The 15,460-nt window shown below is 54.3% G+C and carries 16 protein-coding genes; 2 read left to right on the top strand and 14 right to left on the bottom strand.

The genetic code is table 11. The features are described 5' to 3' along the window. Positions 1-55: 55 nt before the first annotated feature. Positions 56-427, bottom strand: coding sequence for a glutaredoxin family protein (locus ACIGCM_RS18985; protein ID WP_397503612.1), 372 nt, complete (start codon positions 425-427; stop codon positions 56-58). 143 nt (positions 428-570) lie between these two features. Here ACIGCM_RS18985 and ACIGCM_RS18990 point away from each other — a divergent pair, with 143 nt between their 5' ends. Continuing rightward, entirely contained in the window at positions 571-801 is a 231-nt protein-coding gene (locus ACIGCM_RS18990; RefSeq protein WP_397503613.1) for a DUF3820 family protein, read from the top strand. A 19-nt stretch (positions 802-820) separates the two neighbouring features. On the opposite strand, the gene ACIGCM_RS18995 is transcribed toward ACIGCM_RS18990, so the two are convergent. The 3 genes from ACIGCM_RS18995 to fnr form a co-directional block, all read right to left on the bottom strand. Beyond that, the gene (locus ACIGCM_RS18995) at positions 821-1,699 is read right to left on the bottom strand and encodes an SDR family NAD(P)-dependent oxidoreductase (protein WP_397503614.1); all 879 of its coding nucleotides are present in this window, start codon (positions 1,697-1,699) and stop codon (positions 821-823) included. 1,332 nt (positions 1,700-3,031) lie between these two features. Beyond that, positions 3,032-3,580: an adenine phosphoribosyltransferase gene (locus tag ACIGCM_RS19000; protein WP_397503615.1), complete on the bottom strand. Its 549-nt coding sequence runs from the start codon at positions 3,578-3,580 to the stop codon at positions 3,032-3,034. 38 nt (positions 3,581-3,618) lie between these two features. Continuing rightward, on the bottom strand, positions 3,619-4,353 hold the full coding sequence (gene fnr / locus ACIGCM_RS19005; RefSeq protein WP_397503616.1) for a fumarate/nitrate reduction transcriptional regulator Fnr: 735 nt from the start codon (positions 4,351-4,353) through the stop codon (positions 3,619-3,621). Between the two features lie 150 nt (positions 4,354-4,503). On the opposite strand from fnr, the gene ACIGCM_RS19010 reads away from it, so the two are divergent. Then, positions 4,504-4,965: a hypothetical protein gene (locus ACIGCM_RS19010; protein ID WP_397503617.1), complete on the top strand. Its 462-nt coding sequence runs from the start codon at positions 4,504-4,506 to the stop codon at positions 4,963-4,965. Between the two features lie 28 nt (positions 4,966-4,993). On the opposite strand, the gene hemN is transcribed toward ACIGCM_RS19010, so the two are convergent. The 10 genes from hemN to ccoN all read right to left on the bottom strand — a co-directional run bounded on the left by hemN (position 4,994) and on the right by ccoN (position 15,200). Then, entirely contained in the window at positions 4,994-6,376 is a 1,383-nt protein-coding gene (hemN, locus tag ACIGCM_RS19015) for an oxygen-independent coproporphyrinogen III oxidase (RefSeq protein ID WP_397503618.1), read from the bottom strand. 116 nt (positions 6,377-6,492) lie between these two features. Further along, positions 6,493-7,176 (bottom strand): sulfite exporter TauE/SafE family protein, encoded by a 684-nt coding sequence (locus ACIGCM_RS19020; protein WP_397503619.1) that lies wholly within the window; start codon positions 7,174-7,176, stop codon positions 6,493-6,495. Then, a complete protein-coding gene (ccoS, locus tag ACIGCM_RS19025; RefSeq protein WP_397503620.1) occupies positions 7,169-7,375 on the bottom strand; it encodes a cbb3-type cytochrome oxidase assembly protein CcoS in 207 nt (68 codons plus the stop codon). The genes ACIGCM_RS19020 and ccoS overlap by 8 nt, the downstream gene beginning before the upstream one ends. A 27-nt stretch (positions 7,376-7,402) precedes the next feature. After that, positions 7,403-9,802, bottom strand: coding sequence for a heavy metal translocating P-type ATPase (locus ACIGCM_RS19030; RefSeq protein ID WP_397503621.1), 2,400 nt, complete (start codon positions 9,800-9,802; stop codon positions 7,403-7,405). Positions 9,803-9,890: 88 nt separating this feature from the next. Then, entirely contained in the window at positions 9,891-10,397 is a 507-nt protein-coding gene (locus ACIGCM_RS19035; RefSeq protein WP_397503622.1) for a FixH family protein, read from the bottom strand. A 15-nt stretch (positions 10,398-10,412) separates the two neighbouring features. Next, entirely contained in the window at positions 10,413-11,828 is a 1,416-nt protein-coding gene (gene ccoG / locus ACIGCM_RS19040; RefSeq protein ID WP_397503623.1) for a cytochrome c oxidase accessory protein CcoG, read from the bottom strand. Between the two features lie 134 nt (positions 11,829-11,962). After that, a complete protein-coding gene (gene ccoP, locus ACIGCM_RS19045; protein ID WP_397503624.1) occupies positions 11,963-12,961 on the bottom strand; it encodes a cytochrome-c oxidase, cbb3-type subunit III in 999 nt (332 codons plus the stop codon). After that, positions 12,958-13,143, bottom strand: coding sequence for a cbb3-type cytochrome oxidase subunit 3 (locus ACIGCM_RS19050; RefSeq protein WP_397503625.1), 186 nt, complete (start codon positions 13,141-13,143; stop codon positions 12,958-12,960). Before ACIGCM_RS19050 ends, ccoP begins: the two co-directional genes overlap by 4 nt. A 6-nt stretch (positions 13,144-13,149) precedes the next feature. Then, positions 13,150-13,758 (bottom strand): cytochrome-c oxidase, cbb3-type subunit II, encoded by a 609-nt coding sequence (gene ccoO, locus ACIGCM_RS19055; protein WP_339488356.1) that lies wholly within the window; start codon positions 13,756-13,758, stop codon positions 13,150-13,152. Then, positions 13,758-15,200 carry a cytochrome-c oxidase, cbb3-type subunit I gene (gene ccoN / locus ACIGCM_RS19060; protein ID WP_397503626.1) on the bottom strand — a complete coding sequence of 481 codons (1,443 nt, stop codon included), beginning with the start codon at positions 15,198-15,200 and terminating at the stop codon, positions 13,758-13,760. The genes ccoO and ccoN overlap by 1 nt, the downstream gene beginning before the upstream one ends. Between the last annotated feature and the right edge of the window lie 260 nt (positions 15,201-15,460).

The following is a 15,460-nucleotide window of genomic DNA, read 5'->3' on the forward strand; positions in this document are numbered from 1 at the left end:
GCACAGAACGAGCAGGGCGGATGCGGCGCGGTCTTAACTGGCCGCACCGTTTTGCTTATGCCGCGACGAAGCGATCCTGCAAGTAAGCAGCAATAGCTTTCGACTCATACAGCCAGGTACTTTGGCCGTTTTCCTCAATGCGTAAGCAAGGCACCTGAACCTTGCCGCCTTGCTCAAGCAATTCTCCGCGGGCCTGGGCATCATTCTTAGCGTCACGTAGCTGCATGGGTACATTCAATTTATGCAGGGTGCGGCGGGTTTTTACGCAGAACGGACAAGCCCTGAACTGATAGAGAGACAAGTTCGACGCCGCTTTAACTACCGCTGCTTGAGCCTCAGGCGAACGCTGCATTTTGCGCGGGCGGGTGATGAAGTCGATAAAAATAATAATCTGGCCTAAGCCATTGCGTAAGGCTGAGATGAACATGGGTAAGTATCCAGGGTGGAAATTTGCGGACCCGAATCTTACCTGAGTTTGCCTTGGCTGACTTGCCGAACAGCTTAATGGCACTGCACGAAAGCCAATGCTTTGGCATAATCGGTGGTTCAAATGCATAAGATTGGGCTGTGATGAAACCTGAAGACTTGCAGTTATTGGTGACCCAGCAAATGCCATTCGGCAAATATAAAGGTCGGCTGATTGCTGACTTACCTGGCCACTACCTTAACTGGTTTGCGCGTGAAGGCTTTCCAAAGGGGCAAATTGGTCAGTTGCTGCAACTGATGCAAGAGATTGACCATAACGGCTTGAGTGAGTTGCTCGAGCCGTTACGCAAGCAGCCACGCCAGCCACTTCGCTAGCCAAGTCAGGGCAATCTATTCATGTGTTGTCGTGCGCGTTGATCATCTGCTTGGCGCTGCGTTTCAAGCCCATTTTCATCAGCCCTGTGAGCAGTCGCTGATACAGCGAAGGCATAAGGCGTTGCAACAGATCCAGTGCGTAGGCGTCACCGCCAATCAGGATTCGGCGTTTGTTGGCTAATACGCCTTTGATGATGACCTGCGCAGCCTGCTGTGCAGTCGTGCGCGCCAACTTGTCATTGAACTGTTGCTTTGCTTGTTCGTTGCTCTGTCCTGTTAAGGCTTGCATGCTGGCATTTGTGCGTGCGGTATTGGCGATGTTGGTTTTGATCCCACCCGGATGAACGCAACTGGCGGAGACGCCGCAGTTGGCCATATCCAACTCCTGACGCAGTGATTCGGTAAAGCCGCGCACCGCAAATTTGCTGGCGTTATAACTGCTCATGCCGGGCTGAGAAAAAATACCGAAAATACTCGACAGGTTGACGACGTGACCAACGCCTGAGGCCTTTATGTGAGGTAGAAAGGCTTTTGTGCCGTTGACTACACCCCAGAAATTAATGCCCATGATCCATTCGTAATCGCTGTAGTCATTGCTCTCAACTGTCCCGCTTTGGGCAACACCTGCATTGTTAAAAATGGCATTGACCTGACCAAAAATCGTCACCACCTCATTCGCCCAAGCGTGCATGGCTTCGCGGTTCGTTACGTCCAGTTCCCTGTGTTCAACCCTTACCCCGAGTTGGCGGGCTTGTTCGGCCGTCTCAGCCAGGGCTTTTGGATTAACGTCAGACAAGGCCAATGCACAGCCTTGGCGGGCGAGTTCGAAAGCCAGTGCTCGACCTATACCAGAGCCAGCCCCGGTTATTGCGGCGACTTTGTTCTCAAACGATTTCATGCATGCGCCTCCTGGGGCTTTAATGCAGCACTACTTTGCGCTGGATGCGCGGGAAGCTTGCGGCCCAAGTGATAAGCCATTGGGTCAAAACAGCGTGTGACCACTGGGGAACCGCCACCAGCGGAACTGACTGGCAATTTGTGCAGCCTCGGCTATTCAATCGCGTACGGCCGGGTCTGCGCTGCAACTTATAATTGAAGGCATCCTTTTAACTTCCAAGTCTTGAAGGTTATGTCTTTCAGCGCAGCAAATGCACCTGGTATGCACTGGATTTGCGACTCAATCACATAAACCATCGAGTTGTTGCCCATAGGCCCATCAACAACAATGGATACGGGTGTCGGCAGTCGTGAAGGCACTATGACCTGTGGTTTTTTGGGCCACGTGTCGGGCAAGTTAACGCAAGCACGGCCGAAGAATCCATTGCACCGTGCTGTTGGGCTGCACTCGGTGCCAAAGAGAATAGCATCGACCTCACGTGCGGCCCTGTGGCTGGTGACAGTGCTGCGTCAGCGAGTAATGGCCGGCCTGCAATGCATGGTGAATGCCAAAGGGCACAATAAAGACAAGGAAGGCGCCGCAAGGGGAGGTCTACTATGGCCAAGTGTGTTTTGCCAGACCAACTTAAGTACGGAAATGTTGTTCAGCCGAAGAACTGGTGCGCCCGTTTTTTGGTTAAAAATACGGGCGTTTTGTGGTGCAGGGAGGTTTTACTGCGCAATTGCATGGACTTGGCCCTGTTGACGACAGGCAGAGAACGGCCAAAAGCGGCCAGTCACGTCAGGCCGCTTTTCGACCAGAAGCAGCTGGTTAGCCGTGGCTAAAAAACGGCCCAGAGAAGAACGCTTAGAATACGGAAAATAAATCTGTCCCCATTTTTTTGCGCAGCATCCATGCCAGCCATCAGGCCGGGGGCTTTAAAGAGGCATACAAAGACTTTATGCAAAATATCTCTGCACACATCACAGTATTTAGTGCATTTATTGCTGGCATATCCGCATTATTGTAGTGCTAACAAATGGTTCAAATCGCTCGCTGCGCTCACTGGGACGGGCTAAAGCCCGCTCCTTAACCAAACGTTAGGCCATAACTGCTTCTGAGCGGAGGCAGCCCTTGGTGAGTGACCGCTTATGGCCGATTTTTGCCAGTCGTCAAGGGCCGCTGAGGTTCGATAGAAGTTGGTCGCGGGAGGCAGCTATTGGCGGATGTATTTCTTGTCGTCAATGCGCCTGGTGCTGGTCAAGTCGAATGCAAACGCTTAGTCAGCACCCGTGCAATTATCGGGTCAGTGGGAATGCAAGCGGTGGTCAAGTGCAGTGCAATTTCCCAGGTTTACTGTTCGTCTAAGGCAAACGCAGTCAAAGCAAAGGTCGGTATGCCTGCATCGACCAGTTTTTGCGAGCCACCTAGCTCTGGCAAATCAATAATTGCCGCTGCTTCATAGATGCTAGCGCCCAGGCGACGAACCAGTTGCACGGCAGCGAGCAAGGTGCCGCCAGTGGCAATAAGGTCATCAAACATCAACACCTTGTCGCCTTTGCTCAGGCTGTCGGCATGGATTTCGAGGAAGGCTTCGCCATATTCGGTCTGATAGCCTTCGCTGATGACATCTGCCGGTAACTTGCCTTGCTTGCGAAATAACACCAGTGGCTTGTTGAGCTCATAGGCAACGATTGAACCGATCAGAAAGCCTCGTGCATCCATGACCCCGATATGGCTGAAGTCCGCCTCGATATAACGCTGGATGAAACTGTCGATCACCATGCGTAAAGCCTTTGGCGATTGGAACAGCGGGGTTATATCGCGGAAAACCACGCCCGGCTTGGGAAAGTCTTGCACGGGGCGAATCAGGGTTTTAAGGCTGAATTCATCGAAAATCATGGTAATCCTGGAGCGAGTGAGAGGTTGAGACCAGCCGTTCAGCTGTCGAGATTACCGCCTGCAAGGGCGCACAACTCAATGGGGTCAATGATGTGGACTTCTTTGCCTTCAGCTTCGAGCAATTTGTTCTGTTGGAATCGGGTGAACACACGGGACACGGTTTCAACAGCAAGACCAAGGTAGTTGCCAATTTCATTACGCGACATGGCCAAGCGAAATTGCTGAGATGAGAAGCCCCGGGCGCGGAAACGAGCCGACAGGTTAACCAGGAATGTGGCGATGCGCTCGTCAGCGTTTTTCTTCGAGAGCAGCAACATCATCTGTTGGTCGTCACGAATCTCACGGCTCATGATGCGCATCAGTTGACGACGCAACTGCGGCAGTTTGGCGGTGAGTTCGTCCAGTCGTTCGAAGGGGATTTCACAGACAGAAGTGGTTTCCAGGGCGAGGGCTGAAACTGGATAGGTTTCGCTGTCCATTCCGGAGAGGCCGATCAGTTCGCTGGGCAGATGAAAGCCAGTGATTTGTTCTTCGCCAGCGTCACTCAGGGTAAAGGTTTTCAGCGCGCCAGAGCGCACGGCGAACACTGAACCGAAGTTGTCACCTTGGCGAAACAGAAACTCACCTTTTTTCAACGGTCGGCCACGTTTGACGATGCCATCAAGCGCATCCATGTCCTCTAGATTCAATGATAGTGGCAGGCATAGGCTGGCCAAACTGCAATCTTTGCAGTGAGCCTGATGGGGCGTATGCATCTTGATGATTCCGGTCATCGAAAAAAGTCCTAGAGGTCGGTGCTAAAGCCTTAGATTACAGGAGCGGGGCCTATCCAGCCAGCAATTGCCAAGTTGACTAAGGGTTCAAGTCTTACAAGAAACCGCCGACACAGTCACTAATAACAGCTGAGTATAGAAGGCTTCAGCATGGAGGTTGGAATAGGTGATGCCGTCCGTTTGCCTGGAAAACCGCTGCGTCTTGCGAACATCAAGGCAGGTGACGGGCAAGCTAAGATTGGGCCAAGTGAAGCGCCCGGTGGCAGTGGTGGTATACGCGTGAGTTTATCGGAGGCGGGCAGTACACAGTCGAAACAGGCGGCAAAAAACCAGGATATTGATGACAGCGATCTGCCTGAGAGCATTAAAAATACCTTGAAAATGATTCGCCAACTGCGCGCAGAACTGGCGGCTAAACGGGCGGAGCTCAATGCGCTACTCGCCAAGGCACCTACAGCCGAATCTCAGCGCCAGGCCGACGCTGTTTCTTCTGAGATTGCGGGGCTGCATGGCGCTATCAGCAGCGCTAATGCATCTCTGGTGTCGCAGATGCGCCAGCAGAGCCTCAGCAATGAGCAGTTGATGAGTGTGGCCGCACTTATGGTCGCGTAGAGGCCATTGTTTTGGGGGCTATGCGACGCTAGATCACCCGGGAAAAGCGTTGCAGATTTTTTTCACACAGGTACTCATCAAAAAGCATGCACAGCGCCCTGACCAGCAAGCGGCCGCTGGGTAGTACGTTGATCTGTTGCTCGGTCAACTCGATCAAACCGTCTTCAGCCATTTGCTGCAATTGAGGCAAGATACCGCTGAAATACGATTGAAACTCGATGTTGTGCGCCTGTTCGATATCAGCGAAGTTCAGTTCAAAATGGCAGATCAGTTGCTGGATCACTGCACGGCGAACTCTGTCGTCAGGATTGCAAAGCACGCCGCGTTGCGTGGCTAACTGGTCGCTGTCGAGGATGTTTTGATAGAGGTTGAGGTCGCTGCTGTTCTGGCAGTAAAGATCGCCTATCTGACTGATTGCGGAAACGCCCAAACCAATCAAGTCGCAGTGTCCATGGGTGGTGTAGCCCTGAAAGTTGCGTTGCAACGTACCTTCTTCTTGAGCAATAGCGAGCTCGTCATCCGGCAGGGCAAAGTGGTCCATGCCGATGTAGCGATAGCCTGCTGCGCTGAGCTGCTCAATCGAGTCTTGCAGCATGCTTAGCTTGTCGGCACTGCTGGGCAGGTCACTCTCGGAAATACGGCGTTGGGGCTTGAAACGCTCGGGCAAGTGAGCGTAGTTGAACAACGAGATACGATCGGGCTGGAGGGTAATAATCTCAGCCACGGTTTTGGCAAACCGCTCAGGTGTTTGCAGCGGTAAGCCATAGATCAAATCAATATTGACTGAGCGGAATTGCAGGGTATGTGCAGCGTCGAGAATGGCGCGGGTTTGCTCAACTGACTGCATCCGGTTTACGGCCTGCTGGACTAGCGGGTCGAGATCCTGCACGCCTAGGCTAATGCGGTTGAAACCAAGCTCACGAAGCAGGCCCATGGTTGCCCAGTCCGCCTCACGTGGGTCAATTTCAATACCGTAGTCGCCTGAGTCATCATCAAGCAGGGTGAAGTGCTTGCGTAACTCGCTCATCAAACCGCGTAGCTGATCATGGCTGAGAAAGGTTGGCGTTCCACCACCCAAGTGCAGTTGCTCAACCACTTGGCCGGGGCTGAGCTGGCTGCTGATAACGCTGATCTCGTGGCTGACCGCTTCGAGATAAGGCTGGGCGCGATCGCGATTCTTAGTGATGACCTTGTTACAGGCGCAGTAGTAGCAGATGTTCGCGCAGAAGGGCACATGCACATACAGTGACAGGGGGCGCTGGGCGTTCTTGCTTTCGTGGAGCGCACGCAGCAAATCGACAGAGCCGATGTCACCATGAAATTGCATTGCAGTGGGATAGGAGGTGTAGCGCGGCCCTGAATGATCATAGCGACGGATCAGTTCGGGGCTCCATTGGATGGCATCGAGCATAAGGCCGCTCTCGGTAGACGGAAATGCTCTAGATTTTAAAAGTCCGGGGTGGCGGTGATCTTGATCTGGATCATAGGCAGGCGCAATCGGTCGCGCCAACGGAGGTGTCTCGTCGATTAATGCCCCATCAGCCAGTGCTGATGGGGTCCAGGCAATGTCCAGATACCGAAGAGTATGACCAGCAAGCCTCCGGCCATGCGTACGCCTTTAACTCGCAGAAAACGGCTAATGCGTTCAGCCGCCATGCCCGTTGCGATGAGGACCGGCAGTGTGCCGACGCCAAATGCCAACATCAGGGCCGCACTGTGCAGTGCATTACCTTGGCTGGATGCCCAGAGTAGCGTGCTGTAAACCAAACCGCACGGGAGCCAGCCCCACAGGCCACCCAGCATCAAGGCGCGGGGGATGCTGCTGACGGGCATAAAACGTCGCGTTAATGGCTGGATATAGCGCCACAGGCCGCGCCCAAGTGCTTCAATGCGGGTCAAGCCGCTCCACCAGCCCGCGAGGTACAGGCCCATGCAAATCAGCAAAATCCCTGCAGCGAAGCGCAGCAACATCGCTGCAGGACTCGAAGCGACGGCAACACCTGCCAGGCCGATCAGCAGCCCTGCCAGGGTGTAGCTACTGATGCGACCTAGGTTGTATGCCAGCATCAGCCTAAAACGTTTGCTGCGTTGCTCAGGCGGAATTGCCAGTGACAGGGCGCTCATCAATCCACCACACATGCCCAGACAATGGCCTCCACCAAGTAAGCCCAGGATCACCGCCGAAACCAACAGCGGCGTGAGCTCAAGCATCCGGGTTGTCCTTTTGAGCGTGCTTTTGCGCTTCGTCTACACCGGCTTTGTGCATGGGGTCTTCATCATCAAACAAAATGCTATGCGCCGGGCCGTCCAGGTCATCGTACTGGCCACTGTCTACCGCCCAGAAAAATACCCAAATCGCTAACGCGACGAGTATCAAGGCAATAGGGATCAGTATGTATAGCGCTGGCATGGTGACTCCGTGAGGCTGGCTTGCGGGTTAATGCCGGGTAAGGCGTAAAGCGTTCAACACAACTAATAGTGAACTGATGGACATGCCAACCGCTGCCCATAAAGGGGTTATCAGGCCTAATGCAGCAAAAGGCAGGATCAAGCCATTGTACAGGGCGGCCCAGACCAAGTTTTCAATAATAATACGCCGGGTGCGTTGAGCCAGCTTGAAGGCATCAACCAGGCTGCCCAGTCGATTGGACAAAAGCACGGCATCTGCGCTGGTTTTCGCCAGGTCAGTCGCGCTACCCATAGCTACGCTGATGTCTGCACCAGCCAGCACCGGGACATCATTGACACCATCGCCCAGCATCAGTACGTGCCGGCCTTGCTGGTGCAGGAGGTTAAGTGCGGCGAGCTTGTCATCCGGGGTCATGCCGCCACGGGCATCTGCAATGCCCAGTTGTTCGGCAATTTGGTCAACCACAGGTGAGCTGTCGCCTGACAAGAGCAGTACGTCCCAGCCACGAGCTTTACAGCTTGCTATCAGTTCGGGGGCATCGGTCCGCAGGCGATCATCAAGGACAAACCAGGCGAGCGGGCCCTGTTCGTCACCAAGCAGCAGCCATTGGCCGTTTTCGCCAGGTATGGCGGGTACTGGCGAGCGGCTGAGGTCGCAGACAAAAGCTGCTTGGCCAATGCGTAATTGGCGACCGTTGATAACGCCCTGCAAGCCCAGTCCGGGCATGCTGTCGACCTGTTCGGCGGCTTGTGCCGCCCGGCCAAACGCCCGGGCTATGGGGTGCTCTGAGCGGTTCTCCAGCGCCGCAGCCAGCGCCAGGCAGCTGTCGCTATCGAGGGTCCCCAGCGGGTGAATGGCATTAAGCGTGAGCTTGCCCTCAGTCAGGGTTCCGGTTTTATCGAAAATAACCGTATCAATCTGCTTGAGGCCTTCAAGCACATGGCCGCGAGTCAATAGCACCCCGAGTGAATGCAAGGTGCCGGTGGCGGCAGTGAGCGCAGTCGGTGTGGCTAAGGCCAGTGCGCAGGGACAGGTGGCGACGAGCAGGGCAAGTACCACCCAGAAGGCCCGAGATGGATCGATTTGCCACCAAATAACCCCAATGACTGCAGCAGCCAGTAGCAAAAACAGCAAAAACCATTGCGAGACCTGGTCCGCCAGCTCGGCAAGACGTGGTTTGTCGGTTTGCGCACGTTCGAGCAGGCGCACAATTGCCGATAACCGCGTTGCATCACCGAGGGCGCGTACTTCAACGGTCAACGGGCCTTCGACGTTAAGCGTGCCAGCCGTGACGTTGTCACCCTCAAAACGGGGTTGCGGTAGGTATTCGCCCGTGAGTACCGACTCATCGACGCTCGACTGACCACTGATGATGCAGCCATCGGCTGGCATCAAAGCGCCAGGCTGTACGAGTACGTGCTCACCAAGTTGCAGTTCGCTGAGCAAAATACGTTGGCTTTGGCCTTGGTCATCGAGGCGCAAGCAAGACGCTGGTAGAAGGTTGACCAGCTGTGCAGTGGCCGCTGCAGTGCGCTCACGGGCGCGCCGTTCAAGGTATCGCCCTGCAAGCAAAAAGAACGCAAACATGCCGACTGCATCGAAGTAAAGCTCACCGGTGCCGGTGATCGCTGACCAGATGCCGGCCACATAGGCCCCCCCAATCGCCAGGGAGACCGATAGATCCATGGTTAAGTGACGCGTGCGCAGGTCGCGCAACGCGCCGCGAAAAAACTGGCCGCAGCAATAGAAAATAATCGGCGTGGTCAAAAACAGGCTGACCCAGCGCAAAATCATATGCAGTTCAGGGCTCAGGTCGATATTGAATTCTGGCCAAGTGGCCATAGTCGCCATCATCACTTGAAACCACAGCAGGCCCGCGAGGCCAAGCTGGCGCATCGCTTTGCGGTTTTCACTGGCAAGTTTTTGTGCTGCCTCGTCGGCCTGCCAAGGGTGACCGGCATAACCAATTCTTCGCAGTTCATTGAGCAACTGGCTCAGCGCGATTTGGCTGTCCTGCCAGTTGACGACAAGGCGGTGGTTAGACAGGTTGAGCCGTGCATCCGTGACGCCGGGCATGGCGCGCAGATGTTTTTCAATCAACCAGCCGCACGCTGCACAGCTGATGCCTTCAATCAGCAGGCAGGTTTCGCTGAGGTCACCCTGGTGCTGGACGAAAGGTTGTTGTACCTCAGGGCGATCAAACAGCAGCAGTTCATCAGGCAATGCTTGCGGCAGGTCCTGCGGGTTGCTGGCTGACTCGCTGCGATGTTTGTAGTAGTGCTCCAGCCCACCCGCAACAATAGCTTCGGCTACGGCCTGGCAGCCAGGGCAGCACATCTCGCGGCGTTCACCGAGTACTTCAGCAAAGAACTGGCCGCCAGCAGGAACGGGCAAACCGCAGTGGTAGCAAGGGGTCGGACTGGCCATTAATCAAGGGTCTTGTCGCAGATGCGGCTGGCTTATGACTAAGCCAGCCGGGTAGGGCAGCGCAATGTTTGCGCTGCACAAGGTCGAATTACTTATCGTCACCTAGGCGGATAGGCTTGCCGGACTCGAGGACTTCTTCCTCAAATACGCGCCAGTCCTTACCGCCTTCCTGGCCAATGAGTTCAACAAAGCGGCGGCCTTGCAGAGCATCTTCCAGGTTGCCGGTGTAATGGCCGTCACCCTTAGCTTGCATGGTGATATGACGGTCACGCTCAGGTTGAGTTGGCGAGATTACATTCAACTTCAATACGCCGGGACCGGAGAAGCCTTCGAGTTGCATATCAACCACGCCGGTTTCGTTGTTGAACGTGATTTTGGCACCGACTTTTAGCTGTTTGGCCAGATTCTCGCGGTCAAGCGACTGATTAATACCTTTGCCGACTTCATAGTAATTATCGGAAATCAGGCCCGGTGGGTTATTGATTGAGAAAATCAACATAGAGCCGCCCTGGACGACGGACAAACTGAGAAGACCGATGATGAACCACGGCCAGAACTGTTTATACCAAGGGGCGACTGCTGTTTGTTCGGTCATTATCTTGCCTAAATATTAGCGGATACTTGGGCCGTTAAAGCGGCTGTCAGCGTTGGAGTTGATACTGTCGTCTTCAAGTGCCCGCACATGGAAGCTGATCTCGTTGGCGCTTGACGGCAGTTTCTCGGGTTCAATTGAAAGCCCAACCGGTACTGAAAGAACTTCACCCGCAGCGGCTTTGACCTGGGTGGTGCCCTCGAACTCAATGCCTTCAATGCCATCGGCGCTGATGATGTACGTCATGTCGTGTTGCGCTTTGTTCATGATTTTCAAGGTGTAGACGTTTTCGATATGGCCATCTTGATTCTCACGAAACATCACACGGTCCTTGATCACATCAAGCCCTACCAGTGGACGGCTGGCTACGGCCCAGGCAAACACACCCATCATGGCAACCAGAGCGACGGCGTAGCCTATCAGGCGGGGGCGCATCAAGTGAGTTTTCTGGCCAGATAGATTGTGTTCAGTTGTGTAGCTGATCAGCCCTTTGGGGTAATCCATCTTCTCCATGATGCTGTCGCAGGCGTCGATACAGGCGGCGCAACCGATGCACTCAAGCTGTAAGCCGTCGCGGATATCAATACCGGTGGGGCAAACCTGTACACACATGTGGCAGTCAATGCAGTCGCCGAGCCCTTGAGCTTTATAGTCGGCACCTTTTTTACGCGGGCCACGGCTTTCACCGCGACGCGGGTCGTAGGAAACGATCAGGGTATCGGCATCGAACATCACGCTTTGGAAGCGCGCATAGGGGCACATGTAGATGCACACTTGCTCGCGTAACCAGCCAGCGTTGCCGTAGGTGGCAACAGTGAAGAAGCCAACCCAGAACAAGGCCCAGCCGCTGGCGTTGAATGTAAAGAGGTCGGGGATCAGCTCGCGGATCGGGCTGAAGTAGCCGACAAAGGTAATGGCTGTCGCGACTGAGACGCCAATCCAGATGCTGTGTTTGGCCAGTTTGCGCAGAAATTTTTCGGCACTCATGGGCGCTTTGTCGAGCTTCATGCGCTTGTTGCGGTCACCTTCGGTGACTTTCTCGCCCCACATGAATATCCAGGTAAATACGCTCTGCGGGCAGGTATAGCCACACCAGACGCGTCCAGCAAAAACGGTAATAAAAAATAAACCAAAGGCACAGATGATCAACAGTGCTGAAAGCAGCACGAAATCCTGTGGCCAGAAGGTAGAGCCGAAAATATAAAATTTGCGTTCTGGCAGGTTCCACCAGACGGCTTGACGGCCATCCCAGTTGAGCCAGACGGTGCCAAAATAAACCAGAAATAAAAACGCGCCGCCGACCCGACGTAGGTTGCGAAAAACGCCAGAGAAGGCACGGGTATAGATCTTTTCAGCGCTGGCATAGAGGTCAGTCGATGACTGCACTTTCGCGGCGGGTGGGGTGACGTTTTTAACGGGTATTTGCTGGCTCATCAGATCGTCCCAAGCGGTTAAATGGGGTGCCTCGGTCGATACGTGCCGGCCGTGGTCATTCTAATAACGCTATGGTACGCCTGAGACTCAAGCCACCGGGTGCGACTGACCGTCGCGCCCGGTGGAAGAGGGTGTTACTGAGCTGCCGGCTTGTGCGACAGGCTGTACACATAGGCTGCTAGCAGGTGAACCTTGTCGTTACCGAGGAAGTCCTTTTGCGTAGGCATTCTGCCGTGACGACCGTAACGAATGGTTTGCTGCAATTGAGCATAGCTGGTGCCGTAGATAAACGCTGACGGGTTAGTCAGGTTAGGTGCGCCCATTGCCGGCGTACCTTTGCCGTCTGCGCCATGGCAAGCGAAGCACGTGGTGCTGAACACTTTTTGCCCTGCGGCGATATCAGCTTCAGTGCCTTCTGGCAGTTTACGGCCAGCCAGTTCAGTCAGAACGTAAGCCGCTACGTTATGCACGCCTTCTTCGCCAATGATTGGCAAGTGAGCTGGCATTGCACCTTCACGACCGCCCATGATGGTGGTCTTGATGGTTTCAGGCTCGCCGCCCCAGCGCCATTCATTGTCAGTCAGGTTAGGGAAGCCATAGGCACCCTTGGCATCCGAACCGTGGCAAACCGAGCAGTGCGAAGCAAACAGGCGACCGCCCATCTTCAATGCTTTGTCGTCTTTAGCCACTTCTTCGATTGGCATTGCAGCGTACTTGGCGTAGATCGGGCCGTACTTGGCATCAGCCTTGGCCATCTCTTTTTCCCACTGGTGAACGCCAGTCCAACCCGCATTACGCTCTTGACCACCCGCAATTTCTACGTTGGTGACGAAAGGCGTTTTAGCTTCGTTGTCGAGGTATTCAAAGCCAGGCAGCAGGCCTTTCCAGTTACCCAAACCAGGGTAAAGGACGAGGTAGCCGAGGGCAAAGATGATGGTGCCGACGAACAACATAAACCACCACTTCGGCAGTGGGTTGTCGTATTCCTCGATACCGTCGAAGGCGTGGCCTACTGTTTCATTGGTTACTTCATCGTTGGTCTGGCCTTTACGTGTGCCGAAAATCAGCCACGTCAGGGCAAAAATAGTCCCGAGTGAAAGTATTGTTACGTACCAACTCCAGAAAGTGGTCATTGGTTATTGCTCCTGGAAGATTGCTCGTCACGCTCGCTTGGTTTCGGATCGTCGGCAAAAGGCAGATTGGCAGCGTCCTCGAACTCTGATTTGCGTCTTTTGCTAAATGCCCAAAGCAACAAACCTATGAAGGCGACGAACACCACTGCTGTACCTATACCGCGAATAGTCCCGATATCCATCGTGCGTTACCGTTTGCTCGTGATAGAGGTGCCAAGAACCTGCAGGTACGCGACGATGGCGTCCATTTCGGTTTTGCCTTTTACAGCTTCTTTGGCCCCAGCGATGTCTTCATCGGTGTAAGGCACGCCGAAACCACGCATAACTTCCATCTTCTTCGCAGTGTCCTTACCGTCGAGCTTCTTCTCAACCAAGAACGGGAATGCAGGCATGATCGACTCAGGCACTACGTTGCGAGGGTTGTACAGGTGAGCACGTTGCCACTCATCCGAGTAACGGCCACCAACGCGAGCCAGGTCAGGGCCGGTACGCTTGGAGCCCCACAGGAATGGGTGATCCCACACGCTTTCACCGGCAACCGAGTAGTGACCGTAACGCTCAGTCTCAGCACGGAACGGGCGGATCATCTGCGAGTGGCAGCCGACACAACCGTTAGCGATATAAACATCACGACCTTCAAGTTGCAGTGCGGTGTAAGGCTTCAGGCCTTCTACCGGGTCGTTAGTCACGTCCTGGAAAAACAACGGGACGATTTGGGTAAGACCGCCGATGCTGACGCAAAGCACCATCAGCAGGGCCATTAGACCAATATTTTTCTCGATGATTTCGTGTTTCATCAGTGAGCTACTCCGGCAGGAATCATTGCCGCGGCATCGTACTCTTCCGGCTTGGAGGCACGCACAGTGCGGTATGTGTTGTAAGCCATCAGCAGCATGCCGAAGACGAAGAACCCACCACCAATTGCGCGAACTACATAGCCAGGGTGGCTTGCTTGCAGTGCTTCAACGAACGAGTAGGTCAAGGTGCCGTCCTCGTTCACTGCGCGCCACATCAGGCCCTGAGTGATGCCGTTCACCCACATCGAGGCGATGTACAGAACGGTACCGATCGTTGCCAGCCAGAAGTGGGCGTTGATCAGGCCAATGCTGTGCATTTGCGCGCGACCAAATACTTTTGGCAGAAGGTGATACAGCGAGCCGATGGAAATCATCGCAACCCAGCCGAGGGCACCTGCGTGTACGTGACCGATGGTCCAGTCAGTGTAGTGGGACAGGGCGTTGACAGTCTTGATGGCCATCATTGGGCCTTCGAAGGTCGACATGCCGTAGAACGCCAGCGATACCACCAAGAAGCGCAGGATCGGGTCGGTACGCAGCTTATGCCATGCGCCAGACAGGCTCATCATGCCGTTGATCATGCCGCCCCAGCTTGGAGCCAGCAAAATGATCGACATCGCCATGCCGAGGGACTGAGCCCAGTCAGGCAGAGCGGTGTAGTGCAAGTGGTGAGGACCGGCCCAGATGTACAGGGTAATCAGTGCCCAGAAGTGCACGATGGAAAGACGGTACGAGTAGATCGGACGCTCAGCCTGCTTCGGTACGAAGTAGTACATCATGCCGAGGAAGCCGGTCGTCAGGAAGAAACCTACAGCGTTGTGACCGTACCACCATTGGATCATGGCATCGGTTGCACCTGAGTACATCGAGTACGACTTGAACATGCTGACAGGCATTTCTGCGCTGTTAACAATGTGCAGCATCGCAGTCACCAGAATGAATGCACCGTAGAACCAGTTGCCGACGTAAATGTGCTTAGGCTTGCGCTTAACGATAGTGCCGAAGAACAAAATGGCGTAAGCGACCCAGACAACCCCGAGGAGGATGTCGATCGGCCATTCAAGCTCTGCGTACTCTTTCGAGCTGGTCAGGCCCATTGGCAGTGTAATCACTGCGGCAACGATGACTGCTTGCCAACCCCAGAAGACGAAAGCCGCCAAGGAATCAGAAATCAGACGTACCTGACTGGTGCGCTGCACCACATAGAGTGAAGTTGCCATTAGCGCGCATCCGCCAAAAGCGAAAATCACCGCGTTAGTGTGCAGAGGACGTAAACGACCGAACGTCGTCCATTCCAAGCCAAGGTTGAGTTCAGGCCACACGAGTTGTGAAGCGATGAAAACGCCTAGGCCCATGCCAATGACCCCCCAAATTACCGTCATGACGGCGAATTGGCGGACCACCTTGTAGTTATAAGCAGTCGGACTGATTGCTGTGCTCATTGCTGGGGTTCCACGGTTAATGGATTTTTTAGGGATAAAAATCGGCGGCAAGTATGTATAAAGCGCTAAGGCATTGCAACGCCACATGCCGACGAGATCGGGGTTTAGAGGCATTTAAAAAGCATTTTGTCCAATTCAAAAACGCTTTATTAACAGTGCTCTAGGCCCCTTTAGTACAACGCAAAGTTAAGAGTCGCCCTATGGCTTGTGCAACGCGGCGAGTGCCAACAAGATTAGCTCATGTGGGCACAATTGGTTGC

This window comes from Pseudomonas sp. NPDC078700 (assembly GCF_044542375.1).
Classification (GTDB): domain Bacteria; phylum Pseudomonadota; class Gammaproteobacteria; order Pseudomonadales; family Pseudomonadaceae; genus Aquipseudomonas.

What these genes read in the sequence shown, in the direction of transcription:
- ACIGCM_RS18985 (WP_397503612.1), bottom strand. Translation starts at nt 427, where the DNA reads ATGTTCATCTCAGCCTTACGCAATGGCTTAGGCCAGATTATTATTTTT.
- ACIGCM_RS18990 (WP_397503613.1), top strand. Translation starts at nt 571, where the DNA reads ATGAAACCTGAAGACTTGCAGTTATTGGTGACCCAGCAAATGCCATTC.
- ACIGCM_RS18995 (WP_397503614.1), bottom strand. Translation starts at nt 1,699, where the DNA reads ATGAAATCGTTTGAGAACAAAGTCGCCGCAATAACCGGGGCTGGCTCT.
- ACIGCM_RS19000 (WP_397503615.1), bottom strand. Translation starts at nt 3,580, where the DNA reads ATGATTTTCGATGAATTCAGCCTTAAAACCCTGATTCGCCCCGTGCAA.
- fnr (WP_397503616.1), bottom strand. Translation starts at nt 4,353, where the DNA reads ATGACCGGAATCATCAAGATGCATACGCCCCATCAGGCTCACTGCAAA.
- ACIGCM_RS19010 (WP_397503617.1), top strand. Translation starts at nt 4,504, where the DNA reads ATGGAGGTTGGAATAGGTGATGCCGTCCGTTTGCCTGGAAAACCGCTG.
- hemN (WP_397503618.1), bottom strand. Translation starts at nt 6,376, where the DNA reads ATGCTCGATGCCATCCAATGGAGCCCCGAACTGATCCGTCGCTATGAT.
- ACIGCM_RS19020 (WP_397503619.1), bottom strand. Translation starts at nt 7,176, where the DNA reads ATGCTTGAGCTCACGCCGCTGTTGGTTTCGGCGGTGATCCTGGGCTTA.
- ccoS (WP_397503620.1), bottom strand. Translation starts at nt 7,375, where the DNA reads ATGCCAGCGCTATACATACTGATCCCTATTGCCTTGATACTCGTCGCG.
- ACIGCM_RS19030 (WP_397503621.1), bottom strand. Translation starts at nt 9,802, where the DNA reads ATGGCCAGTCCGACCCCTTGCTACCACTGCGGTTTGCCCGTTCCTGCT.
- ACIGCM_RS19035 (WP_397503622.1), bottom strand. Translation starts at nt 10,397, where the DNA reads ATGACCGAACAAACAGCAGTCGCCCCTTGGTATAAACAGTTCTGGCCG.
- ccoG (WP_397503623.1), bottom strand. Translation starts at nt 11,828, where the DNA reads ATGAGCCAGCAAATACCCGTTAAAAACGTCACCCCACCCGCCGCGAAA.
- ccoP (WP_397503624.1), bottom strand. Translation starts at nt 12,961, where the DNA reads ATGACCACTTTCTGGAGTTGGTACGTAACAATACTTTCACTCGGGACT.
- ACIGCM_RS19050 (WP_397503625.1), bottom strand. Translation starts at nt 13,143, where the DNA reads ATGGATATCGGGACTATTCGCGGTATAGGTACAGCAGTGGTGTTCGTC.
- ccoO (WP_339488356.1), bottom strand. Translation starts at nt 13,758, where the DNA reads ATGAAACACGAAATCATCGAGAAAAATATTGGTCTAATGGCCCTGCTG.
- ccoN (WP_397503626.1), bottom strand. Translation starts at nt 15,200, where the DNA reads ATGAGCACAGCAATCAGTCCGACTGCTTATAACTACAAGGTGGTCCGC.